Source organism: Lentzea sp. CA-135723, from assembly GCF_050936595.1.
Classification (GTDB): Bacteria; Actinomycetota; Actinomycetes; order Mycobacteriales; family Pseudonocardiaceae; genus Lentzea.
In genome coordinates, this window is record NZ_JBNJMK010000001.1 from 6,338,828 (window position 1) to 6,360,013 (window position 21,186).

The 21,186-nt window shown below is 67.7% G+C and carries 29 protein-coding genes and 4 tRNA genes; 26 read left to right on the forward strand and 7 right to left on the reverse strand.

What is annotated here, in order from left to right; all coding sequences use genetic code 11:
• Positions 1 to 223 precede the first annotated feature (223 nt).
• A complete protein-coding gene (locus ACQEU1_RS29505; protein WP_433208593.1) occupies positions 224 to 433 on the forward strand; it encodes a hypothetical protein in 210 nt (69 codons plus the stop codon).
• Here the strand turns inward: ACQEU1_RS29505 and ACQEU1_RS29510 are convergent.
• Positions 430 to 690: a GNAT family N-acetyltransferase gene (locus ACQEU1_RS29510; RefSeq protein WP_433208596.1), complete on the reverse strand. Its 261-nt coding sequence runs from the start codon at positions 688 to 690 to the stop codon at positions 430 to 432. The genes ACQEU1_RS29505 and ACQEU1_RS29510 overlap by 4 nt on opposite strands.
• A 77-nt stretch (positions 691 to 767) precedes the next feature.
• Between ACQEU1_RS29510 and ACQEU1_RS29515 the strand changes: the two genes are divergently transcribed.
• From ACQEU1_RS29515 to ACQEU1_RS29530, 4 genes are all read left to right on the forward strand, one after another.
• Positions 768 to 1,601, forward strand: coding sequence for a phosphotransferase family protein (locus ACQEU1_RS29515; RefSeq protein ID WP_433208599.1), 834 nt, complete (start codon positions 768 to 770; stop codon positions 1,599 to 1,601).
• A 9-nt stretch (positions 1,602 to 1,610) separates the two neighbouring features.
• A complete protein-coding gene (locus ACQEU1_RS29520) occupies positions 1,611 to 1,988 on the forward strand; it encodes a hypothetical protein (protein WP_433208602.1) in 378 nt (125 codons plus the stop codon).
• A gap of 532 nt (positions 1,989 to 2,520) precedes the next feature.
• Entirely contained in the window at positions 2,521 to 3,273 is a 753-nt protein-coding gene (locus ACQEU1_RS29525) for a transglycosylase SLT domain-containing protein (protein WP_433208605.1), read from the forward strand.
• A gap of 148 nt (positions 3,274 to 3,421) precedes the next feature.
• Positions 3,422 to 3,571, forward strand: coding sequence for a hypothetical protein (locus ACQEU1_RS29530; protein WP_355300328.1), 150 nt, complete (start codon positions 3,422 to 3,424; stop codon positions 3,569 to 3,571).
• 24 nt (positions 3,572 to 3,595) lie between these two features.
• Here the strand turns inward: ACQEU1_RS29530 and ACQEU1_RS29535 are convergent, their stop codons facing one another.
• Positions 3,596 to 4,540, reverse strand: coding sequence for a LysR family transcriptional regulator (locus ACQEU1_RS29535; protein ID WP_433208608.1), 945 nt, complete (start codon positions 4,538 to 4,540; stop codon positions 3,596 to 3,598).
• Positions 4,541 to 4,852: 312 nt separating this feature from the next.
• On the opposite strand from ACQEU1_RS29535, the gene ACQEU1_RS29540 reads away from it, so the two are divergent.
• The 4 genes from ACQEU1_RS29540 to htpX are packed head-to-tail and all read left to right on the forward strand — an operon-like array spanning position 4,853 to position 7,140.
• Positions 4,853 to 5,263: an NADH-quinone oxidoreductase subunit B gene (locus ACQEU1_RS29540; protein WP_191298138.1), complete on the forward strand. Its 411-nt coding sequence runs from the start codon at positions 4,853 to 4,855 to the stop codon at positions 5,261 to 5,263.
• Positions 5,260 to 5,808 carry an NADH-quinone oxidoreductase subunit C gene (locus ACQEU1_RS29545; protein ID WP_433208611.1) on the forward strand — a complete coding sequence of 183 codons (549 nt, stop codon included), beginning with the start codon at positions 5,260 to 5,262 and terminating at the stop codon, positions 5,806 to 5,808. Before ACQEU1_RS29540 ends, ACQEU1_RS29545 begins: the two co-directional genes overlap by 4 nt.
• Positions 5,805 to 6,257: a 4Fe-4S binding protein gene (locus ACQEU1_RS29550; RefSeq protein ID WP_382441750.1), complete on the forward strand. Its 453-nt coding sequence runs from the start codon at positions 5,805 to 5,807 to the stop codon at positions 6,255 to 6,257. The genes ACQEU1_RS29545 and ACQEU1_RS29550 overlap by 4 nt, the downstream gene beginning before the upstream one ends.
• A gap of 19 nt (positions 6,258 to 6,276) precedes the next feature.
• A complete protein-coding gene (gene htpX, locus ACQEU1_RS29555) occupies positions 6,277 to 7,140 on the forward strand; it encodes a zinc metalloprotease HtpX (RefSeq protein WP_433208614.1) in 864 nt (287 codons plus the stop codon).
• Here the strand turns inward: htpX and rfbA are convergent.
• Together rfbA and ACQEU1_RS29565 are read right to left on the reverse strand one after the other, a co-directional pair.
• Entirely contained in the window at positions 7,137 to 8,009 is an 873-nt protein-coding gene (gene rfbA, locus ACQEU1_RS29560; RefSeq protein WP_433208617.1) for a glucose-1-phosphate thymidylyltransferase RfbA, read from the reverse strand. The two genes, htpX and rfbA, sit on opposite strands and share 4 nt — an antisense overlap.
• Positions 8,006 to 8,497 carry a YajQ family cyclic di-GMP-binding protein gene (locus tag ACQEU1_RS29565; protein ID WP_433208620.1) on the reverse strand — a complete coding sequence of 164 codons (492 nt, stop codon included), beginning with the start codon at positions 8,495 to 8,497 and terminating at the stop codon, positions 8,006 to 8,008. Before ACQEU1_RS29565 ends, rfbA begins: the two co-directional genes overlap by 4 nt.
• A gap of 119 nt (positions 8,498 to 8,616) precedes the next feature.
• Here ACQEU1_RS29565 and ACQEU1_RS29570 point away from each other — a divergent pair.
• A tRNA-Tyr gene (locus tag ACQEU1_RS29570) sits at positions 8,617 to 8,697 on the forward strand.
• A gap of 77 nt (positions 8,698 to 8,774) precedes the next feature.
• The gene (locus tag ACQEU1_RS29575) at positions 8,775 to 9,452 is read left to right on the forward strand and encodes a protein phosphatase 2C domain-containing protein (RefSeq protein ID WP_433208623.1); all 678 of its coding nucleotides are present in this window, start codon (positions 8,775 to 8,777) and stop codon (positions 9,450 to 9,452) included.
• 19 nt (positions 9,453 to 9,471) lie between these two features.
• On the opposite strand, the gene ACQEU1_RS29580 is transcribed toward ACQEU1_RS29575, so the two are convergent.
• Positions 9,472 to 9,825, reverse strand: coding sequence for a winged helix-turn-helix transcriptional regulator (locus ACQEU1_RS29580; protein WP_433208626.1), 354 nt, complete (start codon positions 9,823 to 9,825; stop codon positions 9,472 to 9,474).
• Positions 9,826 to 9,907: 82 nt separating this feature from the next.
• Between ACQEU1_RS29580 and ACQEU1_RS29585 the strand changes: the two genes are divergently transcribed.
• From ACQEU1_RS29585 to ACQEU1_RS29595, 3 genes are all read left to right on the forward strand, one after another.
• Positions 9,908 to 10,726, forward strand: coding sequence for an NAD(P)-dependent oxidoreductase (locus ACQEU1_RS29585; protein ID WP_433208629.1), 819 nt, complete (start codon positions 9,908 to 9,910; stop codon positions 10,724 to 10,726).
• Complete coding sequence (locus tag ACQEU1_RS29590; RefSeq protein ID WP_433208632.1) at positions 10,723 to 11,457, forward strand: SDR family NAD(P)-dependent oxidoreductase; 735 nt, start codon at positions 10,723 to 10,725, stop codon at positions 11,455 to 11,457. Before ACQEU1_RS29585 ends, ACQEU1_RS29590 begins: the two co-directional genes overlap by 4 nt.
• 84 nt (positions 11,458 to 11,541) lie before the next feature.
• Complete coding sequence (locus ACQEU1_RS29595) at positions 11,542 to 11,967, forward strand: carboxymuconolactone decarboxylase family protein (RefSeq protein ID WP_433208635.1); 426 nt, start codon at positions 11,542 to 11,544, stop codon at positions 11,965 to 11,967.
• A 111-nt stretch (positions 11,968 to 12,078) separates the two neighbouring features.
• Here ACQEU1_RS29595 and ACQEU1_RS29600 read toward each other — a convergent pair whose 3' ends face one another.
• Together ACQEU1_RS29600 and ACQEU1_RS29605 are read right to left on the reverse strand one after the other, a co-directional pair.
• The gene (locus ACQEU1_RS29600; RefSeq protein WP_433208638.1) at positions 12,079 to 12,315 is read right to left on the reverse strand and encodes a hypothetical protein; all 237 of its coding nucleotides are present in this window, start codon (positions 12,313 to 12,315) and stop codon (positions 12,079 to 12,081) included.
• 115 nt (positions 12,316 to 12,430) lie between these two features.
• The gene (locus ACQEU1_RS29605; protein WP_433208641.1) at positions 12,431 to 13,249 is read right to left on the reverse strand and encodes a GNAT family N-acetyltransferase; all 819 of its coding nucleotides are present in this window, start codon (positions 13,247 to 13,249) and stop codon (positions 12,431 to 12,433) included.
• Between the two features lie 30 nt (positions 13,250 to 13,279).
• Here ACQEU1_RS29605 and ACQEU1_RS29610 point away from each other — a divergent pair, with 30 nt between their 5' ends.
• The 12 genes from ACQEU1_RS29610 to rplA all read left to right on the forward strand — a co-directional run bounded on the left by ACQEU1_RS29610 (position 13,280) and on the right by rplA (position 21,169).
• Positions 13,280 to 14,032: a PhzF family phenazine biosynthesis protein gene (locus tag ACQEU1_RS29610; RefSeq protein ID WP_433208644.1), complete on the forward strand. Its 753-nt coding sequence runs from the start codon at positions 13,280 to 13,282 to the stop codon at positions 14,030 to 14,032.
• Positions 14,033 to 14,190: 158 nt separating this feature from the next.
• Entirely contained in the window at positions 14,191 to 16,797 is a 2,607-nt protein-coding gene (locus tag ACQEU1_RS29615) for a putative bifunctional diguanylate cyclase/phosphodiesterase (RefSeq protein ID WP_433208647.1), read from the forward strand.
• Between the two features lie 75 nt (positions 16,798 to 16,872).
• Positions 16,873 to 16,948, forward strand: a tRNA-Thr gene (locus tag ACQEU1_RS29620).
• 44 nt (positions 16,949 to 16,992) lie between these two features.
• A tRNA-Met gene (locus ACQEU1_RS29625) sits at positions 16,993 to 17,065 on the forward strand.
• A gap of 101 nt (positions 17,066 to 17,166) precedes the next feature.
• Complete coding sequence (rpmG, locus tag ACQEU1_RS29630; protein ID WP_015105301.1) at positions 17,167 to 17,331, forward strand: 50S ribosomal protein L33; 165 nt, start codon at positions 17,167 to 17,169, stop codon at positions 17,329 to 17,331.
• Positions 17,332 to 17,403: 72 nt separating this feature from the next.
• Positions 17,404 to 17,853 (forward strand): MaoC family dehydratase N-terminal domain-containing protein, encoded by a 450-nt coding sequence (locus ACQEU1_RS29635; protein ID WP_433208651.1) that lies wholly within the window; start codon positions 17,404 to 17,406, stop codon positions 17,851 to 17,853.
• Positions 17,850 to 18,260, forward strand: a complete 411-nt coding sequence (locus tag ACQEU1_RS29640; protein WP_433208654.1) for a MaoC/PaaZ C-terminal domain-containing protein — start codon at positions 17,850 to 17,852, stop codon at positions 18,258 to 18,260. Before ACQEU1_RS29635 ends, ACQEU1_RS29640 begins: the two co-directional genes overlap by 4 nt.
• A gap of 237 nt (positions 18,261 to 18,497) precedes the next feature.
• Positions 18,498 to 18,570, forward strand: a tRNA-Trp gene (locus ACQEU1_RS29645).
• A gap of 15 nt (positions 18,571 to 18,585) precedes the next feature.
• Complete coding sequence (gene secE / locus ACQEU1_RS29650; protein ID WP_433208657.1) at positions 18,586 to 19,020, forward strand: preprotein translocase subunit SecE; 435 nt, start codon at positions 18,586 to 18,588, stop codon at positions 19,018 to 19,020.
• 40 nt (positions 19,021 to 19,060) lie between these two features.
• Complete coding sequence (gene nusG, locus ACQEU1_RS29655; RefSeq protein WP_433208660.1) at positions 19,061 to 19,855, forward strand: transcription termination/antitermination protein NusG; 795 nt, start codon at positions 19,061 to 19,063, stop codon at positions 19,853 to 19,855.
• Positions 19,856 to 19,940: 85 nt separating this feature from the next.
• Positions 19,941 to 20,375, forward strand: coding sequence for a 50S ribosomal protein L11 (rplK, locus tag ACQEU1_RS29660; RefSeq protein WP_030478269.1), 435 nt, complete (start codon positions 19,941 to 19,943; stop codon positions 20,373 to 20,375).
• Positions 20,376 to 20,458: 83 nt separating this feature from the next.
• The gene (gene rplA, locus ACQEU1_RS29665; RefSeq protein ID WP_433208664.1) at positions 20,459 to 21,169 is read left to right on the forward strand and encodes a 50S ribosomal protein L1; all 711 of its coding nucleotides are present in this window, start codon (positions 20,459 to 20,461) and stop codon (positions 21,167 to 21,169) included.
• The last annotated feature ends 17 nt before the right edge of the window (positions 21,170 to 21,186 follow it).

Sequence of the window (21,186 nt, forward strand, 5' to 3'; positions counted from 1 at the left end):
GTCGCGTCCGAAGTGCCGTTCAACGCGTTGAGGCACTAATGGAAACGTTCAGCGTTTCGAGGAAATCGGAAAAAGTCGGCAACGGCCGCTGAAGGCTTCGGCGTTGTCCGACGTACCGATGGCGCCGTTCAGCGACATAAGGCCGAGAACGGCTTACTAGCGCACATATGGGTCCATACGCTTGCCTCGTCCGACATAGACACTGTCCAAGGAGCAAGCAGCGGTGACGTTAGTCAGGCGGTCTGACCAGCAAGGAAGCGGCCAGGAGAACGTGTGGTCCACGATCCGGCACCACACGTCGAGCTGGTTGCTGCTGTGGAGGTTGCTGGTGCTCGCCGTCGGCATCGCGGCGTTGGTGGGCGGGGCGGCCGTGCTCCTCTGGTTCCTCGGAATGAGGGTCGGCATCGCCGGGTTCGAGCTGGCGCCGGCTTAGCGCTCCCACTTCACATAGCGCCTTGTCGCCGTGAAGCCCGCCCTTTCGAAGATGCCGAACGCTCCGGTGGCGTTCTCCGAGTCGACGCTCAACAAAGCGCGGTCATAACCCTGACGAACGGCGGCTTGCAGGGCGTGTGCGATCAACGCGCTCGCGATGCCCCGGCGGCAGTACGAAGGGTGCACGCCGCCGTCCAGCAAGACGCGGTGGACGTCCATCACGGTGGGCCGGTACTGGATCTTCATGTACCCGGCCACGTCAGGTCTTCGCGCATGTGACGACCGTGTTGAGGCTGTCGCGCGGGTTTCTCCGCACGAGTGGGAGGCTGGCCGGCATGGGGGACGCTCGCACGATTGCCAAGGCCGCGCTCGGCCGTGATCCGGGACCGCTCGAGCGCACGAGCAGCCAGTCGCACCAGGTGTACGTCGGCGCCGACGTGGTGGTGAAGCTCATCGCTGCGGACGGCCACACCCGGCTCGATCGCGAGATCGCCCTCGCGTCACACCTGCCGCCAGGCCTCACCGCTCCACTGCTCGCAGGCGGGCAGCACGGCGATGTCCGCTACGCCTGCTACCGCCGCCTCCCCGGCAGCGCACCCGGTATGGGCCTCCCGGACCTCGACGAACCGGCCGCGCTCGCGCTGGCCAGGCAGGGCATCGACAAGCTCACCGCCCTGCACGCCTGGACGCCCCCGGCCGAGGCCCGCGAGGTGCTCGCGAACGTTTCGGGCCACGGTGGCTACACGGGCAAGGACGCGTTCGAGGACCGCATCGAGAACCTCGACGTTCCGCCGGCCATCAGCGACGGCCTGAAAGAGATCGCCTCACGCGCGCCCGCGCACGTGAAGACAACGGTGCCCGTGCACGCCGACTGCCACTGGGACAACTGGCTGGCGGACGGCCCCGAGCTCGTCGCGCTGCTCGACTTCGAGTGGGCCCGCTTCGGCGACCCTCTCGACGACTGGTTCTTCCTGGCCAGGTTCAGCGGCCCGCACCTGCACGCCGTGCTCGGTCTCATCGCCGGCGAGACCGGCATCCCGCTGGACGTGCTCAGGGCCGAGTGCGAGGTCCGCGAGGCGTCGCACCTGGTCGCCGACCTGCCGTTCGACCGGCAGCGGGTCCTCCGCCTGCTCGAAGTGCTCGTGGCCGGTCTCTGGTGGCCGCAGTAGCGTCGCGAGATGACTGACGTTCTGGTGATCGGCTTCGACCCGCACACCATCCCCGGCTTCGACCCCGCGCCCGTCGCCGCCGGAATCGAGCAGGGCAGCAGGCAGTTCGCCGAGCTCGGCCTCACCGAGGACCTCTTCCTCATCGACTTCGCCGAGCTCGACGGCCGTGCCCAGGGCAAGCTCGCCGCGAAGCTCAAAGCGAAGAAGTACGACGTGGTCGTGGTCGGCGGCGGCATCCGGAAGGGACCGGGGCTCTTGGAGCTCTTCCAAGCCGTCGTCAACGAGGTGCACTGGCATCAGCCGGAGGCCGCGCTCGCCTTCAACGACAGCCCCGGGGACAGCTCGGACTGGGTGCTCAAGGCGCTGGAGCAGAGGCGCAAGAGTTAACCCACAACATCGGGTGAACCGGAAAGGCGCTCTCTCCGTACCCCTCGTCAGACCGAGAAAAACGCTGTCCAGCGATCAAGTCCTCGCAGGTCAGCTCCCCGCACCCCAACTGCATCACGAAGCGTGACCGGATCACTCGATCGCGTGGTCGTGGACGTAACCCATAACGAGAGTCGAGCCAGCAGCGAACTAACAGACAGCTCCGCCAGTTCGTCAGGAGGCAACGATGAACTTACGCAGCATTCACAAGGCTCGTTGACTGTCTGTCAGCAACCGCTAGCCCGACCCACTGCAAAAGTGACGAGAGTCACCCAACGGGCGCTCAAGCTTGCCTGCGCTCGTGACGCGAGGTTACGTTCTCGCCCGCCGATAACGGTTTGGTCACCGGCAGGACACAGGAGCTGCAGCCACTAGGGCCCTTTGTCCGCCCAGAGTCCCCCGCCTGGGTTTGCCGGAGACCAAGCTCCCCGACGCAGGAGGCTCCCCCTTGGCCCGGCACAGCAAGGCCGATGGCCGAACCGTGTACACGGTCGTGCCCAAACAGGTTGTCAAGCCCGGCGCTCACCGCGTCGAGGACGACAAGGTCCCGCTCGCTCACCGCGTGAGCGCGATCGTCGTCGCAGCAGGTGTCGCCGCCGGCACCGCTGCCATCGCCAACGCCGCCACCAGCGGTTCTTCTACGGAACTCGCCGCGGGTGCGGCCGAGCTGGGCGCTCTTCCCGACCAGCAGGCCACCAAGACGATCCAGACGGTGCACGACGTCAACCCGGGCAACCAGGTCGGTCGTCTCCTGCAGTTCCAGCAGATGTACGCGCAGCAGACGTTCGAGCAGGCCACCAAGGTCGCCGCGGACGCTCACGCCCAGCGCGAGGCGGCGGCGAAGGCCGAGGCCGAGCGGCAGGCGGAGATGCGCAAGCCCGCCAAGCAGCGCGAGGTCGAGGGCTGGATCAAGGACGCCATCAAGGTCCTGCAGGCCAACGGCACCAACATCGACAACGGCTCCGTCGACGAGATCTACACGATCATCATGAAGGAGTCGAACGGCAACCCCAACGCCGTCAACAACTGGGACTCCAACGCGATGCGCGGAACGCCGTCCAAGGGCCTGATGCAGTGCATCGACCCGACGTTCAACGCCTACAAGCTGGCCGGGTACGACAACATCCTCGCGCCGGTCGACAACATCATCGCGGGCGTCCGGTACACCTACGCGCGCTACGGCGGCTTCCACAACCACCCGGGTCTGGTCAGCATGGGCCTCGGCGGCGGGTACCGGGGGTACTAAAGAGGTCGAACCGCCGTGTCGGGGGTGCGGAAAGCGCATCGGCGGGCGATGCTGTCAACCAGGTTCACCCACAAGCATGGCGGCCCTAGCGGGCACACGCCCGGTAGTGCTCCCATCGAACGCGATCCCCGAACGCAGGGAGTGGCCGATGAACGAGCAACAGGCACGCGACGACGAGCTGGAGAAGATCCGCTCGGAGGCGACGAGTTGGCTGGCCAAGATGGCCAAAGCCCAGCACCGTCCCAAAGTCGAGCAACGCAGGCCTGAGCACGACGCCATGACACCCGCGAAGAAGTAAGACGCAAGAGCACCAGCGCCTCGGCTACTGCCGGGGCGCTTCTGCTTGGAAGGCCGACCACAGCAGGTTGAGCGGGTGATCCGCCGGATGCTTCGCCAGCTCGTCCGTTCGGGCGAAAACGCCCACAAGCCGCTCCAGCGAGTCATCTGAGAGTTCAACGACGCGGAGGCCTCCTCCCTCCCGGAGCTCGTTGTTCGACGCCACCACGCCCAAGCCAGACGTCACGATCATGGCTCCCTGGACGAGGTTCGAGCGCAGCAGCGAGATGCCGTACTGGATCTCGTCGATCTCAGCGGCGATGTCGAGCCCCTGGCGGTAGTCCGGCCCGAACCAGCCCCGCAGGAACTCGGCGATCAGCCCCGCCCCCGGCACGACCAACGGGACCGACCTCAACTGAGGTACCCGCACCCGGTCGCCCACAACCGTCGTCGGCAGATTCGTCAGCAACGCGAGCCCGCCGCGGCGCCACTCGATCACGTCGAACTCCGGCCGTTCCCACCCCGCGCCCGACCGCGTCACGACGCTGCCGCACACGACGTCGACCTCCTGCGTCTCCAGCTTCGTCCAGATGTCCTTGGTGCGGATGTGCACGACCTTGAGGTCCACGTCGCGCTCGCGGAACTCGTCGGCGACGTGATGCCACGCCTTCGCGAGCGTGTCCAGCATGTATCGCGTGGTGCCGACGGTGACGGTCGTGCCGAGCTTGCGGCGGCACTCGTGAATTCCGTCGAGCCACTCCGCGAGCGTCTCCCGCGCCAATTCGACGAGTGACTCACCGGTAGGCGTGAACAGCACGTCTTTTCCGCGTCCCTGCTTCACGACGAGCGCTTCGCCGCACAGTTCCAGGAAGTTCCTGTTCAACGTGTCGAGCTGCTTCTGCACGCTCGACTGCTCGCGCCCCAACGCCCGTGCCGCCCGTAGCGCCGATCGGGTCTCGTGAACCGTCAAAAGCGTCCTGAGCTGGTCCATCGTGGTATCCAGTAGGGCACCGGGCATGTTCAGCAGACGGTGCAGCGAGGTGCTCGTGGGAAGCACCAACTGGGACGAGCCGGACATCGGAACCCTCTCTGATGTTCTACCGATCAGTTGAACTGAACTTGACCGCATTTCGCCGACAAATTATCTGCAGATCCTGTCGGCAAATCCCTGGACACTTATCCCGCCGTGTACAAAACTATCCGCGGCGACCACGCGTGGGAGCCGATTCCGGGGGGAATCATTGGGGGGTGGGGGTCCGCCAGGCGCAAGCCGGCGGGCCCCCAAGTATTATCCTCAGCCGTTGTGACGGCTTCCGCTCGCCTGGACTGGGGCACCACCTACCAGGTCACCGTGCTCGAACTCGGACTCGCCTGCTGCGGAGTCGAAGTGATGGCAGCTCTCGACCGCCTTCCCGACCTCGGCGTCACGCCTGTCGACGGCGCGGGCGAGGCGCACGTTCTCGTCGTGTCCGGCACCGTCACGGACGTCATGTTGCCCGCAGTCCTCCGCAGTTACGAGGCCATGCCCGAACCTCGGTACGTGATCTCCGTGGGCGCCTGCAGCAACACCGGCGGCCCGTACTGGGATTCCTACAGCGTCACCAAGGGGATCGACCAGGCCCTGCCGGTGCACGTCGCCGTCCCCGGTTGCCCACCGCGGCCCGAGGCGCTGCTGGAGGGCCTCAAGGCCCTGCACGGGCTGGTGAACGCGTGACGACCCCATCCGCCGCCACCCCCAAGACCGCGTTCGGCCAGACCATCCACCACGTGGAGCTCGCCGGCTGGCTCACCGCCGCCGCCGAACTCCACGCCGCGGGCCACACGATGTTCGACTGGCTCGGCGTCGAGGACGCGGGCCGGCCGGGCGCGGTTGCTCAGCGCCACGCGGTGTTCCTGCACGTCATCGACCCGAGCACGCGCCAGGGCGTGATGCTGCGCACCGAGCTCGGCCCCGACGAGGCGCTGCCGAGCGTCGCCCACCTCTGGCAGGGCGCGCACTGGCACGAGCGCGAGGCGGCCGAGATGTTCGGTGTGCCGCCCGTCGACGGCGAACCCGAGCACCTGCTGCTCCCCGAGAGCTTCCAGGGCCACCCGCTGCGCAAGGACTTCGTGCTCGCCTCCCGCGTCGTGCGCCCGTGGCCGGGCCGCCTCGAACCGGGCGAGGACAACACGAGCGCCCCCAGCCGGCGCCGCACCGCACCACCTGGCGTGCCCGACCCGTCCTGGGGCCCGCGCCGTGAAGAGGAGCAGCAGTCGTGACGAACCTTCCCCCGCGCACGAGGGGTGTCATCGCGCTGTTGGACGCCAACTGCACCGTGTGCATGATCTGCGCGCGCGAGTGCCCTGACTGGTGCATCCACATCACGTCGCACACCGAGGTCGAAGAGCAGCCCGGCAGCGCACGCCCGCGCAGCCGCAACGTGCTCGACCGGTTCGCGATCGACTACGGCCAGTGTCTGTACTGCGGCATCTGCGTCGAGGTCTGCCCGTTCGACGCCCTGCACTGGGCGCCGGACTTCGGTTATCCGGGCACGGGCTCGCTCGACGGCGAGGGCGCCGTGGCGGAGCTCGTCCACGAACGGGACGTGCTGTCGACGTGGGTCGAGAAGGTGCCGCCACCGCCCGCGCTCGACGCCGCCGCGGAGGCCGCCCCGGAGACGGCCGCAGGAACCGGCAGGAGGCCTGGTTCGTTGAGGGGTAGGACGTAACAGACCCGGAGGCGCAACCGTGCACAAGCACTTCAACGGGTTGAAGACCGCCGTGCTGCTCGGTGGGATGAGCGCGCTGATCCTGCTGGTCAGCAGCTTGTTCGGCCGCACGGCACTGGTCATCGGCCTGGTGTTGGCCTTGGGCGTGAACGCCTACGCGTACTTCAACTCGGACAAGCTGGCGCTGCGCGCGATGCGGGCGGTGCCCGTGTCGCAAGTGGAGCAGCCGCGGCTGTACGCGATCGTGCGGGAGCTGTCGCAGAAGGCGCGCCAGCCCATGCCCAGGCTGTTCCTGAGCCCGACGGTCGCGCCCAACGCGTTCGCCACGGGCCGCAACCCGCGCAACGCGGCCGTGTGCTGCACCACGGGCATCCTGGACCTGCTGGACGAACGGGAGCTGCGCGCCGTCCTCGGCCACGAGCTCGCGCACGTCTACAACCGCGACATCCTGATCAGCTGCGTGGCGGGCGCGCTGGCCGGCGTGATCACCATGCTCGCCAACCTGGCCATGTTCGCGAGCATCTTCGGCGGCGGCGACTCGGACGACGACGGCCCCGGCCCGTTGGGCCTGCTGCTGATCGCGCTGCTGGGCCCGGTCGCGGCCACCGTGGTCCGCCTGGCCGTGAGCCGCTCGCGCGAGTTCCAGGCCGACCAGTCGGGTGCCGAACTGACCGGCGACCCGCTGGCGCTGGCCTCAGCACTGCGCAAGATCGAGCTGGGGACGCGGGCGGCGCCGCTCGCACCGGAGCCGGAGGTGGTGTCGCAGAGCCACCTGATGATCGCGAACCCGTTCCGCACCGGGGAACAGTTCGCCAGGTGGTTCTCGACCCACCCTCCGATCGCCGACCGCATCCGCAGGCTCGAAGAGATGGCCAGGCGCTAGCGGGTGCCCTGCGCCACGGCCATGAGGTACTCGCCGTACCCGGACTTGCCGAGCTTCTCGCCGAGCGCGTAGCACTCCTGCGCGGAGATGAAGCCCATGCGCAGCGCGATCTCCTCGGGACACGCGATGCGCACGCCCGTCCGGTGCTCCAGCACCTGCACGAACTGCCCGGCCTCGAGCAGCGAGTCGTGCGTGCCGGTGTCGAGCCACGCGAAGCCGCGGCTCAGGTCCACGAGCTGGGCGCGCCCCTCGCGCAGGTACGCGAGGTTGACGTCGGTGATCTCCAGCTCGCCGCGCGGTGACGGCTTGAGGTTGCGGGAGATGTCCACCACACCGTTGTCGTAGAAGTAGAGCCCGGTGATCGCCCGGTTCGACTTCGGCTTCGCCGGCTTCTCCTCGATGGACAACAGCTTGCCCGTCGAGTCGACCTCGCCCACGCCGTACCGCTCGGGGTCCTTCACCTGGTACCCGAACAGCACGCAGCCGTCCAAAGAGGACGCGTGCTGCTGCAGGGTCGTGGAGAAGCCCTGGCCGTAGAAGATGTTGTCGCCCAAGACCAGCGCCACGTCGTCGTCACCGACGAAGTCAGCGCCGATGATGAACGCCTCCGCGAGCCCGTTCGGCGCGGCCTGCTCCGCGTACTCGAACGACATGCCCCACTGCGACCCGTCGCCCAGCAAACGCCGGAACAGCGGTAAGTCCGTCGGCGTGCTGATGATCAACACCTCGCGGATGCCGGCCAGCATGAGCACCGACAGCGGGTAGTAGATCATCGGCTTGTCGTACACCGGCAGCAGCTGCTTGGAGACGGCCTGCGTGATCGGGTGCAGGCGCGTTCCGCTGCCACCGGCGAGGACGATGCCCTTCACCGGTAGTTGGTGAACTGGAGGGCGATGCCGAAGTCGGAACCCTTCAGCAGCGAGATGACGTCCTGCAGGTGGTCCTTCTTCTTCCCGGACACCCGCAACTGGTCGCCCTGGATCTGCGCCTGCACGCCCTTGGGCGCCTCGTCGCGGATCTTCTTGGCGATCTCCTTGGCCTTCTCGGACGTGATGCCCTGCACGAGATTTCCCGTGACCTTGAACACCTTTCCGGAGATGGAGGGCTCGCCCACCTCGAACGCCTTCATCGAGATGTTGCGCTTGACCAGCTTCTCCTGGAAGACGTCGACCGCAGCCTTGCAGCGCTCCTCGGTCTCGGAGGTGAAGGTGATCGCCTCCTCGCCGGCCCAGGCCACCGTGGTGCCGGTCCCGCGGAAGTCGAAGCGCGTGCTCAGCTCCTTGGCCGCCTGGTTGAGCGCGTTGTCGACCTCCTGCCGGTCCACCTTGCTCACCACGTCGAACGACGGGTCCGCCACGACTTCACTCCTCAACGATCTCGGGGTCACAGCCTGCCGCGATGCTACTGGGGTACCCCGATTTGGGGCCTCCCGAAGGGGTTATGTATTGTTCTGCCCGCACCGTTACGACGGTGTGGGGCGGGTTGCCCGAGCGGCCAATGGGAGCGGACTGTAAATCCGTCGCGAAAGCTACAGAGGTTCGAATCCTCTACCCGCCACGCAAGACTGATGGGCCTCTGACCGGACAGGTCAGAGGCCCATCGTCGTATCGACGTTCGGACCGAGGGGGATCTCAGTGCGCACGCAGATGGCCACGGAGGCCGGCAGGACGACGGCGCCGAGCGAGGACCGGGCGTTGGTCGGGCCCAACCTCCTCGCGGTGCTCGACGGCGTGACGGCGAAGCCGGAGAACGGGTGCGAGCACGGCGTCGGGTGGTTCGCCGACCAGTTGGCCGCGGAGATCTTGAGGGTCGCGCACCTGGAGCCTGCCGAGGGGCTCAGGAAGGCCATCGAACAGGCCGCTGAGCTGCACTCGGGCACCTGCGACCTCGATCATCCCGACTCGCCGAGCGTGGCGGTCGCGGTGGTGCGGATCGACGGTGACGCGCTGCGGTACCTGGTGCTCGGGGACGCCACGGTGGTGGTGGACACCAAGAGCGAGCTTCGCGTTGTCAGTGACACGCAGACGCGGCGCACGGCCGGGGCGAAGGTCGCGGACGTCGAGCACGCGCTCACCGGTGAGGTGCCTCTCGCGGACGTGCGGCGGGTGGCGATCCTGTCCGACGGGGCGGCGCGGGCGGTCGACCTGTTCAACCTCTTCGACTGGCCGCAGGCATTGGAACTGATGTCGGCGAACGGGCCGGACGACCTCATTCGGCGAATGCGGGCCGTTGAGAAGGAAGACGCGAAGGCCGTGGATTGGCCGCGCGCGAAGATTTCGGATGACGCGACGGTCGTTTACCTCGACCGGTGACGGCGGAACCCAGGGCTGCTCAATGCCTGGGAGCCGGTTCCACGCCGCGGCGGCGGGCGATGGCGCGCATGTTGTCCTCGCCCCAGTCGCCCAACGGCAGCAGCGCCTCGTTCAGGCGCGCGCCCAGGGGCGTGAGGGAGTACTCGACGCGTGGTGGGACCTCGTGGAACACCTCGCGGTGCACGATTTCGTCCGCCTCCATCTCGCGCAGCACCTGGATCAGCATCTTCTCGCTGATGCCCGACACGGAGCGGCGCAGGTCGCCGGTGCGCACCGGGCCGTGGTGCAGCGCCCAGAGGATGAGGGCCTTCCACCGGCCGCCGATCACGTCGATCGCGGCGTCCAGTCCGCAGGCGTACTGCCGTGGCTTCATGCTGGATCCTTACCAAAAGGTGGGTACCTGACAAAATGGTAGGTACTTGTCGGAAAGACAGCATGAACCCAGCATCTGGAGCATGGGGATCAAGAAGACCGTGAGCGTGCTCGGCCTCGGCCGGATGGGCAGCGCGCTCGCCAGGGCTCTCGTCGAAGAGGGCTACGAGGTGACGGTCTGGAACCGCACGCCCAAGACCATCGAGAACACCAGAACCGTTGACACGCCTGAAGAAGCGTTCAAGAGCGACGTCGTCGTCACCTGTCTGTCCACTTACGACGTCCAGCAACCGTTGCTCGGCAACGAGATCAAGGTGCTCGTCAACCTGACGTCCGGCACGCCGGAGCAGGCCAGGCAGACCGCGCGGTGGGCGAAGGCCAACGGCGTCGAGTACGTCGACGGCGTGATCCTGGCCGTGCCGCAGCAGATTCGCACGGAGCGGGCGCGGATCCTGTTCAGCGGCAACGAGAACCACCACGTGCTCCACGCGTTCGGCGAGCCCGTGCACGTGGGGGAGGACGCCGGCCTGGCCGCGCTCTACGACCTCGCCCTGCTCGGCATGATGTGGGCGACCTTCGGCGGCTACGTCCAGGCGGTCGCGCTGATGGGCTCCGCGGGCATCAGGCCGGGGCAGTTCACGCCGATGGCCGTGGACTGGCTGAGCGAGATGACCACCTTCCTGCCGGAGATGGGCGCGGTCACCGAGTCGGGGAACTACGAGACCGACGTGTCCGCGCTGGACATCAACGTGTCGGGGCTGCGCCTGCTCGCCGAGGCGAACGAACAGCAGGGTCTCGACGCCACCATCCCGCGGGCGCTGCACAGCGTGTTCGAACGCGCCCAGCGGCTCGGGCACGGCAACCACAGCATCGCGAGCATCATCGAGGGGATCCGCAAGTGAGGTACCTGGGGAAGAAGGTCGTCGTCACCGGCGGCACGCACGGCATGGGGCGCGCGACGGTCGACAAGCTCGTCGCCGGAGGCGCCGAGGTGCTGCTCACCGGCCGCACCACCGAGAAGGCCGAGGGCATCAAGGCACACGCCGTCGCGTTCGACGCGGCGAGCCTCCAAGACGTCCAGAAGCTCGAAACCGAAGTGCGGGAACGACTCGGCCGGATCGACCTGCTCTTCGTCAACGTCGGCTACTCGACGCTGACGCCGTTCCCGCAGGCCACCGAGAACGACTACGACCGCACGTTCGACATCAACACCAAGGGCGCGTTCTTCACCGCGCAACGCCTGGCGCCGCTCATCGACGACGGCGGCGCGATCGTCTTCACCACCAGCGTCGCCACCGAGCAGGGCGCGGAGGGCCTGACCCTCTACGCGGCGGCCAAGGCGGCCGTGCGGTCGTTCGCCAGGGGGTTCGCCGCCGAGCTCGCGCCGAGGAACATCCGGGTCAACGTCGTCAGCCCCGGCTTCATCGACACCCCGTCGATGGGCGTGGTCGGCGCGTCGCCGGAGACCCTCCAGGAGTTCAAGGAGATCGGCGACCGCATGACCCCGTTGAAGCGCCACGGCACGATGGACGAGGTCGCGGACGCTGTGCTGTTCCTCGGCTTCGACGCCACCTTCACGACCGGCTCCGAACTCGCCGTCGACGGCGGTCTCGGCCAGGGCGTCCAGGTCTGAGAGAAAAAATCTTTGGACGACCTGTCACATCTTCCCGACCTGCCGGGTCGAGCAGGTAGAAGACGACGACAGGGAGAGAAGAAGATGAGGATCGCCAACCCGATGATGTCGGTGCCCGGTGCGATGCAGGCGCTGCTGGGGCTGTCCGAGGCCGCGGAGAAGACCGGGCTGGACAAGAACTTCCTGGAGCTGGTCTACCTCCGGGTCAGCCTGGTCAACAGCTGCGGCGTGTGCATCGACTACCACGGCAAGCTGCTGCGCAAGGCGGGCGAGACCGACGAACGGATCCGGTGCGTCCCGGCCTGGCGGGACGTGCCGTACTACAGCGACGCGGAGAAGGCGGCGTTCGCGCTCGCAGAGGAGATGACGCACGTGCACGTCAGCGACGCCGTGTGGGCAGAGGCCGCGAAGCACTGGAGCGAGGAGCAGCTGGCCGGGCTCACGGTCGCGATCTCCGCGATCAACGTCTGGAACCGGCTGAACGTCGCCACGGGCCAGAAGGTCGCCTGAAAAAGGTTGAAGCCGGCGCGCAAGAGCTTCCTCTCTCTTGCGTGCCGGCCTCAGCGCGGAGCATACCCCATGTCGAACAGATGTTCGATCATCGGGCGATCGACGCGCCGTTCAGGAAGCGGACAGCGCCGCGCGGCCGTCGTCGGTCAGTTCCGCACCGACGCGCAGGCCGAAGCTCGTGGGCCGCGAGGCGCGCAGCAGGCCGGCGTGCACGAGGTCGTGCGTCGCCGTCCGGTCGCAGCACGGCAGTCCGTCGACGTACAGGTCGGGCTCCGCACCGCCTGTCACCTCGGCACGGCCCGCGGCGACCGCCCGCAGCATCGCCCTCGCTCTGGCACTGAGTTCCATCTCGACCCCCCAGGTGTGACGTTCGAATCCGCTTACCCCCTTTGTCGAAATAGAGGCCGGATTCGTTCCACAAGTACGGGTTCGTTTGGGTTCTTCGCTTGTGTGAACGGGTAGATCATGTCCCACTAGGCCGTTCGGGTTGCGCCGACACGCCGGACGACGCGCGCACCGCGGGCCGCCGGACCCAGAACGTCCAGGCCGGGCGATAGCCGTGCGAGTACCAGAACGGCGTCGAGCGCGGGTTCGGCAGGGCGTGGTGGAGCAGCGTCGACTCGACTCCGGCGTCGTCCAGCAGCTGGTGCGCGAACGCCACGAGCGCGCTGCCCGCACCCGTGCCGCGAGCGTCGGGCCGCACGCCGAGGTGGGCGAGGTAGGCGAACGGCCGCGCCGGCGTGTACCTCTCCATCCACCCCGAGTGCTGCGGCATGTCGACGAAGAGCATGCCGACGGGCGTGTCGCCCGAGACGGCGAGCCACATCGCCTCGTGGTCGCGGTCGAGCACCCCGGTCAGTTCCTCGCGCAGGAGCTCGGCGGTGTTCGCGCGCTCGGACACCATGCCGAACTGGGCGTCGTACCGGACCGTGTCCAGGTTCAGCTCCACGGCGACGTCCAGGTCGGCGTGCGTGGCGGCGCGGACCGTCACGCCGGACGGCCGTGCGGCGCTCGTCCGGCCGGCCAGACGTTCGGCGACCACGAGCAACGGCGAGAACCCCCGGTGCACCAGGGGCAGCACGTCGGCGGTCTCGCGGGAGGGGAGTTGGACGATCGCCGCGGTCTCGGGGTCGTCCGGGCCGGTCAGGTGGGCGTCCCACGCGTCGAGCAGGGCCGGCAGGTCCCAGTCCGGCTGCCAGATCAGGCCGTGCGTGCGCGAGGGGCCCCAGGTCGGGCCGAGGGAGTCCGGATCTGCTTCGCGGTAGGAGAAAGTCTCGGTCACGCCCCATCTGAGCATGGCAGTGTCGGCGCCGTGGAGATCTTTGTTGTGGACGCGTTCACCGACCGGCCCTTCGCGGGCAACCCCGCCGGAGTCGTGCTGCTGACCGAACCGCGCGACGACGCCTGGATGCAGCAGGTCGCCGCCGAGATGAAGCACGCCGAGACGGCCTTCGTCACGCCCGACAAGCACCTGCGCTGGTTCACGCCGGAGAAGGAGGTCGACCTCTGCGGGCACGCCACCCTCGCCACCGCGCACGTGCTGGGCGGCGACCAGGCGTTCACCACGCGTAGTGGCGTGCTCACATGCACAAATGACGATGGATGGGTGCAGATGGACTTCCCCGCGGACCCGCCAGAGTTGACTGACCCGCCAATCGGTCTAGCGGAAGCGCTGCCACATGCGACGATCAAGTCCGTGTCGCGTGGGCGCTTCGACTTCCTGGTCGAGTTGGAGAGCGCCGCGGAGGTCCGTTCTCTGCGACCTGATGTCCAAGGACTGGCACAAATCCAGTCACGCGGAGTAATCGTGACGGCCCCTGGCGACGGCGATGTGGACGTCGTCAGCCGCTGTTTTTATCCGGCCTACGGCGTGCCGGAGGACTCCGTCACCGGATCGGCCCACTGCACCCTTGCGTCCTATTGGGTGCCCCGGCTGAAGCGGGCTGACCTGCTGGCGGAGCAGGCGTCGCCCCGCGGTGGGCTCGTGCGCGTGACCCTGGCACAAGATCGCGTACTGCTCTCGGGGAGGGCCGTGACGGTGCTCCGGGGACACCTCGCGGTGTGACCACGTCTGGGTGAATCGACGTCACCAAACGTGCTCGACCTGCCATTTCGTCCCCCGAGCGGGGTACATTGGTGCCCCTGGAGGGGTCCTGATCGCCAAGTGCGGGACCCCTCAGTCACGCCTAGAGGTCCCCCCACCCAGGCCGACGAGGAGGCTGGATGTCCGACCGAGCGTCGGCCCCCGTGTCGGACTCGGCCGCCTGGTCGGCCAAGTCGACCAACCGCGCGTTCAGCGCGTTCGCCGTCACCCTCCTGGTGGCAGGCGTCGTCTGCGCGGGCATGGTCGCGGCATGGCTCCCGGAGAGGGAGACGACCTCCCTCTTCTGGATCGGCCCCCTTCTCGTCGTCGGTTTCCTGCTGGCGGAACAGCTCGCGATCAACGTCGACGTCCGCAGCGGCGTCGCCTGGACGATCTCCTTCACCGAGATCCCGCTGGTGCTGGGCCTGCTGGTCGCGCCGTTCGAGATCGTGCTCGCCGCGCACGTGGTCGCGGGCGTGGGCACGTTGCTCGGCAGGCGGATCCTGGACAGGGCCGTCTACAACGCGGGCCTCATGTTCATGGAGATCTCCGTGGCCTTCGCGGCCGCGACCGCCGTGAACAACATGCTCGGCAAGGGCGGGCCGTTCTGGGCCGGCGCGTTCGTCGGCACCATCACCGTGCCGCTGCTCGCGAGCGTGCTGGGCCTCTGCGCGTTGCGCCTCATGGGCAAGTCGATGCGCGTCGGCAACAGCGTCCGTCTCGTGCTCCAGACGCTGGTCGTGGCGCTGCTGAACACCTCGGCCGGCCTCGTCGGCTACCAGATCGTCACCACCACCGCGTGGGGCGGCGTCCTCATCGTCCTGGTGCTCGCGGGCATCGTCGCCACCTACCTCGCCTACTCCGGGCTGCTGCGCGAACAGCGCGACCTGGAGGCGTTGAGCGAGGTCAGCCTTCGCGTCGCGAGGTCGGGCCAGCACGGCACCGGCCCGCGCCAGCCCGACGACGACCTCACCACCGGCGTCGAAGAGGACGAGTGGCAGCTCATCGCGGAACGCATCCGCGAGCAGCTCAACGCCAACCGGGTCGTGCTGCGCCTGCGCACCGACCCGCAGGAAGCCATGATCACCCTCGTCGCCGGCGAACCGCTGCCCGACGAGATGACCGCGACGGACCCCCGTGCCGTGCGCGAGGACCCGGTCCTCCAGCTGCCCGGCACGCACGTCCGCTACTACCGCGTGGCCGACGCGACCGAGGACGTCACCGAGGCCCTGCTGCGCCGCGACGCGCAGGAGGCGCTGGTCGTCCCGTTGCGCGGCGCGACCCAGCTGCTCGGCGCCGTCGAGGCCCACGACCGGCTCTCGCGCTGGCGCGGGTTCGGCAAGGCCGACATCCAGCTGCTGCGCACCCTGGCCTCGCACCTCGCGACGGCCGTCGACAACCGCCGCCTGCTGGCCAGGCTGCGCCACGACGCCTACCACGACCCGCTGACCGGCCTGCTCAACCGCGCGGGCTTCCGCGAGGCGTGCGCGGAGCCGTTGCGAGAGTCCCAGCGGGGCGTGGTGCTGCGGATCGACCTCGACATCCTCTCGACCGTCTCCGACGCGCTCGGTCAGGCCTGGGGCAACCGGATGGTCGTCGCCGCCGGACGTCGTCTGCGTGACGCACTTGGTGCGGACGTGCCGCTCGCACGGCTTGAGGGCGGCGCATTCGCCGCATACCTCGACGACGAGCGTGCGGCTGCCGCGCACGAAACGGCCGAACGCCTGCGTGCGGGCCTCTCGGTGCCGTACCCGGTCGACCGGCTGACCGTCGAGGCCTCCGCGGTCGTCGGCTACTCCTCGAAGGCCGACTCCGAGACCGAGGACCCGGATCCCGACGTGCTGCTGCAACGGGCCGACGTGGCCGTGCGCGCGACGTCCGAGGGCACGCCGGTGAAGGCCTACGCGCCGTCGATGGGCCACCTGTTCCTGCGCCGCTTCCAGCTCGTGACGCAGTTCCGCCAGGCCGTCGAGACCGGCCAGATCTCGGTGCACTACCAGCCGAAGGTCGCGCTGCCGTCCCGCCAGGTCGTGGGCGCGGAGGCGTTGGTGCGCTGGACGCACCCGGAGTTCGGCCGCGTCGACCCGGACGAGTTCGTGCCGGCCGTCGAGGCCACCGGGCTCGTGGACGTGCTGACGGACTTCGTGATGGACCGCGCCCTGGAACGGGTGCGGCGCTGGCTCGACCGCGGCCTGCGGATGTCCATCGCGGTCAACCTGTCCGTGCGGACGCTGGGCGACGAGGACTTCCCGAACCGCGTCGAGGCCGCGCTGGAACGCCACGACGTGCCGTCCGGGCTGCTGACGTTCGAGCTCACCGAGTCCGGCGTCATGGCCGACCCCGAACGCGCCCTGCCGGTGCTGCGGCGCCTGCACGCGATCGGCGTCGTGCTGGCCGTCGACGACTTCGGCACCGGCTACTCGTCACTCGCGTACCTGCGCCAGCTGCCGGTGGACGAGGTGAAGATCGACAAGTCGTTCGTGCTCGGGATGGGCACGGACCTCGGCGACATGGCCGTGGTCCGGTCGATCGTGGAGCTCGGGCACTCGCTCGGTCTCGTCGTGGTCGCCGAGGGCGTCGAGGACGACGCCGCCCGCGAGCAGCTGGTGGGCATGGGCTGCGACGTGGCCCAGGGCTACCTGATCTCCCGCCCGCTGTCCGAGGACCGCTTCGAGGCGTGGCTGCGCGCCCGAACGGTGCAGGTCAGGGGTGCTCGCGATGAGACGGTGCTCACCTTGGTCCACTAAGGGGACCCCCGGATTTCGTTCTTGGTAGACGCGTGTTGTAGAGTTCTCCACAGCTCAGCAAGAACGAAAGAGCAAGCCCCTTTAGCTCAGTCGGCAGAGCGTCTCCATGGTAAGGAGAAGGTCTACGGTTCGATTCCGTAAAGGGGCTCCACTACTGGCCGCAGTGCTGAGCGCTGCGGCTTGTAGTTGTGTTAAAGCGGTGTAGCTCAGTTGGTAGAGCAAGCGGCTCATAATCGCTGTGTCGCCGGTTCAAGTCCGGCCACCGCTACTCAGCAAGATCCCTTGGACGGCAACGTCGTCCGCCCCGCCAGACGGTAAGCCCGGACTGGGTTCCACGGGGTCTCGTGTGCTCTCAGGAAGGCAAGGACCGTGGCTGCAACCGACGTACGCCCCAAGATCACCCTCGCGTGCGAGGAGTGCAAGCACCGGAACTACATCACCAGGAAGAACCGGCGCAACGACCCGGACCGCCTGGAGATCAAGAAGTTCTGCCCGAACTGCAAGACGCACCGCGCGCACAAGGAAACCCGCTGAGCGCGTAGCGAAGCTTTCGACCGAGGCCCGTCCCACACGTGGGGCGGGCCTCGTCGCATATAGGCTCTTCAGGTGCCTCTTGACCCCGCTTTCATCGGACGCAGTTATCCGCCGTCGCAGCCGTACGACGTGAGCCGCGAGAAGATCCGCGAGTTCGCCGCGGCGATCGGCGCGACCAGCCCGGCCTACCGCGACGCCGACGCCGCGAAGGCGTTGGGGCACAGGGACGTCATCGCCCCGCCCACGTTCGCGATCGTCGTGTCGATGAAGACGAACGAGACGGTCATGTTCGATCCGGAGCTGAAGCTCGACTACAGCCGCGTCGTGCACGGCGACCAGAACTTCACGCACCACCGGCCCATCACCGCGGGCGACCAGCTCGTGTGCGTGGCGCACATCGACGCGATCACGAACCGCATGGGCAACGACATGGTGACCGTGCGGACGGAGATCGGCACCGTCGACGGCGAGCCGGTCGCGACCGCCAAGTCGATGCTCGTCGTGAGGGGAGAGGACGCGTGACGAACGCAGTCGTGGGAACCGAGCTGCCGGCGCTGTCCGTGCGGCTCAAGCGCGCCGACCTCGTCCGCTACGCGGGCGCCTCGCTGGACTTCAACCCCATCCACTGGAACGAGAAGACGGCCAAGGACGTCGGCCTCCCGGACGTGATCGCGCACGGGATGCTCACCATGGCCGTGGCGTCGCGGATCGTCGCCGAGTGGATCGGCGACCCCGGCGCGATCGTCGAGTACGGCTGCCGCTTCGGCCGTCCCGTCGTGGTGCCGAACGACGACGAGGGCGCCCTGGTCGAGGTCACCGCGAAGGTCACCAAGGACTTCGAGGACGGAACTGTGAAGGTCAACATCAACGCGGCTTTTGACGGCAAGTCGGTGTTGACAGGCGCTTTCGCCCGCGTGCGCGTGAGCTGATCTTGTGATCAAGAACACCACCGGACAACCCGGTCCGGTGGTGTTTGCGGTGCTCAAGCGAGATTCGGGCCTGGAACGCGCTTCAGTTGCACGACCCTGATTCGTGTTCTCGGCCCGCGTGTGGGTAGGCTGTGCGACAGGCCGCTCGGCAAGTGCTTGAGCGGTCTGGTTGGAATGGACGGGACAGGCTCCCGTACACTTCCTGCTTGGCCAGGGGATCCGCTCGTCGGATTCCGAAGGGGTGTAGCTCAACTGGCAGAGCAGCGGTCTCCAAAACCGCAGGTTGCAGGTTCAAGTCCTGTCGCCCCTGCTGTCGAAGCGCGTCATGGGTGGAGTGGAGGACGGCATGAGCGAGGGCCGCGAGCAGGACCAGCCGGAGGAGCGCGAAAGCGCGACCCGGCCGTCCAACGCTGCGGCGCGACGTGAACGTCGTGCCTCCTCTCGCCCAGCCGCCCGCAAGGACGGCAGCAGCGCTGAGTCGAAGAAGAGCGTCGCCAAGTCCGAGGAGTCGGACGAGGACGCGAAGAAGGGTCGCCCGACCAAGACCCGTGAAGGACAGGAAAAGCGTCCCTCGCTGATCGGGCGGGGCTTCCGCTACATCCGCGAGGTCGTCAGCGAACTCCGCAAGGTGATCTGGCCGACCCGCAAGCAGCTGATCACCTACACGGGTGTCGTGCTCGTGTTCGTGGTCTTCATGGTTGCACTGGTGTGGGCTCTCGACCTCGGCTTCGGCGCGGCTGTTTTCGAGCTGTTCGGCTGAGCCGGACAGCTGCCGCTGCAACCAGGAAGCGAGATCCACAGTGACCTCCGACAACGGCGTCGACGCCCAGGAGAAGACCGACCTCATCGACGACGAGGTGTCCGAGGACATCGCCGCCGACGAGACGGTCGAGTCGGAGGCTGTGGACGCCGCCGCGGACGAGAGCGACGAGTCGGACGAGGACGTGGACGTCCTCGCGATCGACGAGACGCCGATCGACGAAGAGATCGCGGACCCCGCCGAAGAGCTGCGTCAGGCCCTGCGCCACGCGCCCGGCGACTGGTACGTCGTGCACTCGTACGCGGGTTACGAGAACAAGGTCAAGGCGAACCTCGAGACTCGTATCCACACGCTCGACATGGAGGACTACATCTTCCAGGTCGAGGTGCCGACCGAAGAGGTCACCGAGATCAAGAACGGCCAGCGCAAGCTGGTGCAGCGCAAAGTGCTGCCCGGCTACATCCTGGTCCGCATGGAGCTCACCGACGCGTCCTGGAGCGCCGTCCGCAACACGCCGGGCGTGACCGGGTTCGTCGGAGCCACCTCGAAGCCCTCGCCCCTCACGATCGACGAGGTGCTCAAGTTCCTGCTCCCGCAGCAGGAGCAGAAGCCGGCCGAGGGCAAGAAGGCCGCCTCCACGACCGTGTCGAAGCCGACCATCGAGGTCGACTTCGAGGTCGGCGAGTCGGTCACGGTCATGGACGGCCCGTTCGCCACGCTGCCCGCCACGATCAGCGAGGTCAACGCGGACGGCCAGAAGCTGAAGGTCCTGGTGTCGATCTTCGGCCGGGAGACGCCGGTCGAGCTGTCGTTCAGCCAGGTCTCCAAGATCTGAGCGGTCTCCCGCAAGGGGGACCGATCGGCCACGCTGCGGCTGGCAGAGCCGCGCGCGGACACTGCAATAACAGGAAGTACGGACAATGCCTCCCAAGAAGAAGAAGCTGTCAGCGATCATCAAGCTGCAGATCAAGGCTGGTGCCGCCAACCCGGCGCCGCCCGTTGGTCCCGCGCTGGGTCAGCACGGCGTCAACATCATGGAGTTCTGCAAGGCCTACAACGCCGCGACCGAGTCGCAGCGCGGTCAGGTCGTGCCGGTTGAGATCTCCGTGTACGAAGACCGTTCGTTCGACTTCAAGCTCAAGACCCCGCCGGCCGCGCGACTCATCCTCGCCGCCGCTGGTGTCGACAAGGGCAGCGGCGAGCCGCACCGCGTCAAGGTCGCCAAGGTGACCATGGAGCAGGTCCGCAGCATCGCCCAGGTCAAGATGGTCGACCTGAACGCGAACGACATCGACCAGGCCGCGAAGATCATCGCCGGCACCGCCCGTTCCATGGGCATCACGGTCGAAGGCTGATCGCAGCACCTCCAAGAAAGCGTGGGAGAGCCGAGCGCGGCTCAACAACCACGAACTGATCTCTGAACTAAGGACAGTCAGAAATGAAGCGCAGCAAGGCCTACAAGGCCGCCGCCGAGCTGGTGGACCGTGAGCGGCTGTACTCGCCGCTGGAGGCCGCCAAGCTCGCCAAGGAAACGTCCAAGATCAAGATGGACGCCACCGTCGAGGTCGCGATTCGCCTCGGCGTCGACCCTCGCAAGGCCGACCAGATGGTCCGCGGCACCGTGAATCTGCCGCACGGTACGGGCAAGACCGCCCGCGTGATCGTCTTCGCAACCGGTGACAAGGCCGCTGAGGCCGAGGCCGCCGGTGCGGACGCTGTCGGCACCGACGAGCTGATCGAGCGCATCCAGGGTGGGTGGCTCGACTTCGACGCCGCGATCGCGACCCCCGACCAGATGGCGAAGGTCGGCCGCATCGCTCGCATCCTCGGCCCGCGTGGCCTGATGCCGAACCCGAAGACCGGCACCGTGACCCCCGAGGTCGCGAAGGCGGTCAACGACATCAAGGGCGGAAAGATCAACTTCCGCGTTGACAAGCAGGCCAACCTGCACTTCGTCATCGGCAAGGCGTCGTTCGACACCGACAAGCTGGTCGAGAACTACGCGGCCGCGCTGGACGAGGTCCTCCGCGCCAAGCCGTCCGCGGCCAAGGGCCGGTACGTCAAGAAGGTCACCGTCTCCACGACGATGGGCCCCGGCATCCCGGTCGACCCGAACCGCACCCGCAACATGCTGGTCGACGAGGCCTGAGCCTCCGCGGTTCTAGT

Bases quoted from the DNA above. Each gene is read 5' to 3' on its own strand.
- ACQEU1_RS29615 (WP_433208647.1), top strand. From the start codon at position 14,191: ATGTCCGACCGAGCGTCGGCCCCCGTGTCGGACTCGGCCGCCTGGTCG.
- ACQEU1_RS29530 (WP_355300328.1), top strand. From the start codon at position 3,422: ATGAACGAGCAACAGGCACGCGACGACGAGCTGGAGAAGATCCGCTCG.
- rplA (WP_433208664.1), top strand. From the start codon at position 20,459: ATGAAGCGCAGCAAGGCCTACAAGGCCGCCGCCGAGCTGGTGGACCGT.
- ACQEU1_RS29520 (WP_433208602.1), top strand. From the start codon at position 1,611: ATGACTGACGTTCTGGTGATCGGCTTCGACCCGCACACCATCCCCGGC.
- ACQEU1_RS29580 (WP_433208626.1), bottom strand. From the start codon at position 9,825: ATGAAGCCACGGCAGTACGCCTGCGGACTGGACGCCGCGATCGACGTG.
- rplK (WP_030478269.1), top strand. From the start codon at position 19,941: ATGCCTCCCAAGAAGAAGAAGCTGTCAGCGATCATCAAGCTGCAGATC.
- ACQEU1_RS29600 (WP_433208638.1), bottom strand. From the start codon at position 12,315: ATGGAACTCAGTGCCAGAGCGAGGGCGATGCTGCGGGCGGTCGCCGCG.
- secE (WP_433208657.1), top strand. From the start codon at position 18,586: ATGGGTGGAGTGGAGGACGGCATGAGCGAGGGCCGCGAGCAGGACCAG.
- ACQEU1_RS29585 (WP_433208629.1), top strand. From the start codon at position 9,908: ATGGGGATCAAGAAGACCGTGAGCGTGCTCGGCCTCGGCCGGATGGGC.
- ACQEU1_RS29535 (WP_433208608.1), bottom strand. From the start codon at position 4,540: ATGGACCAGCTCAGGACGCTTTTGACGGTTCACGAGACCCGATCGGCG.
- ACQEU1_RS29515 (WP_433208599.1), top strand. From the start codon at position 768: ATGGGGGACGCTCGCACGATTGCCAAGGCCGCGCTCGGCCGTGATCCG.
- ACQEU1_RS29595 (WP_433208635.1), top strand. From the start codon at position 11,542: ATGAGGATCGCCAACCCGATGATGTCGGTGCCCGGTGCGATGCAGGCG.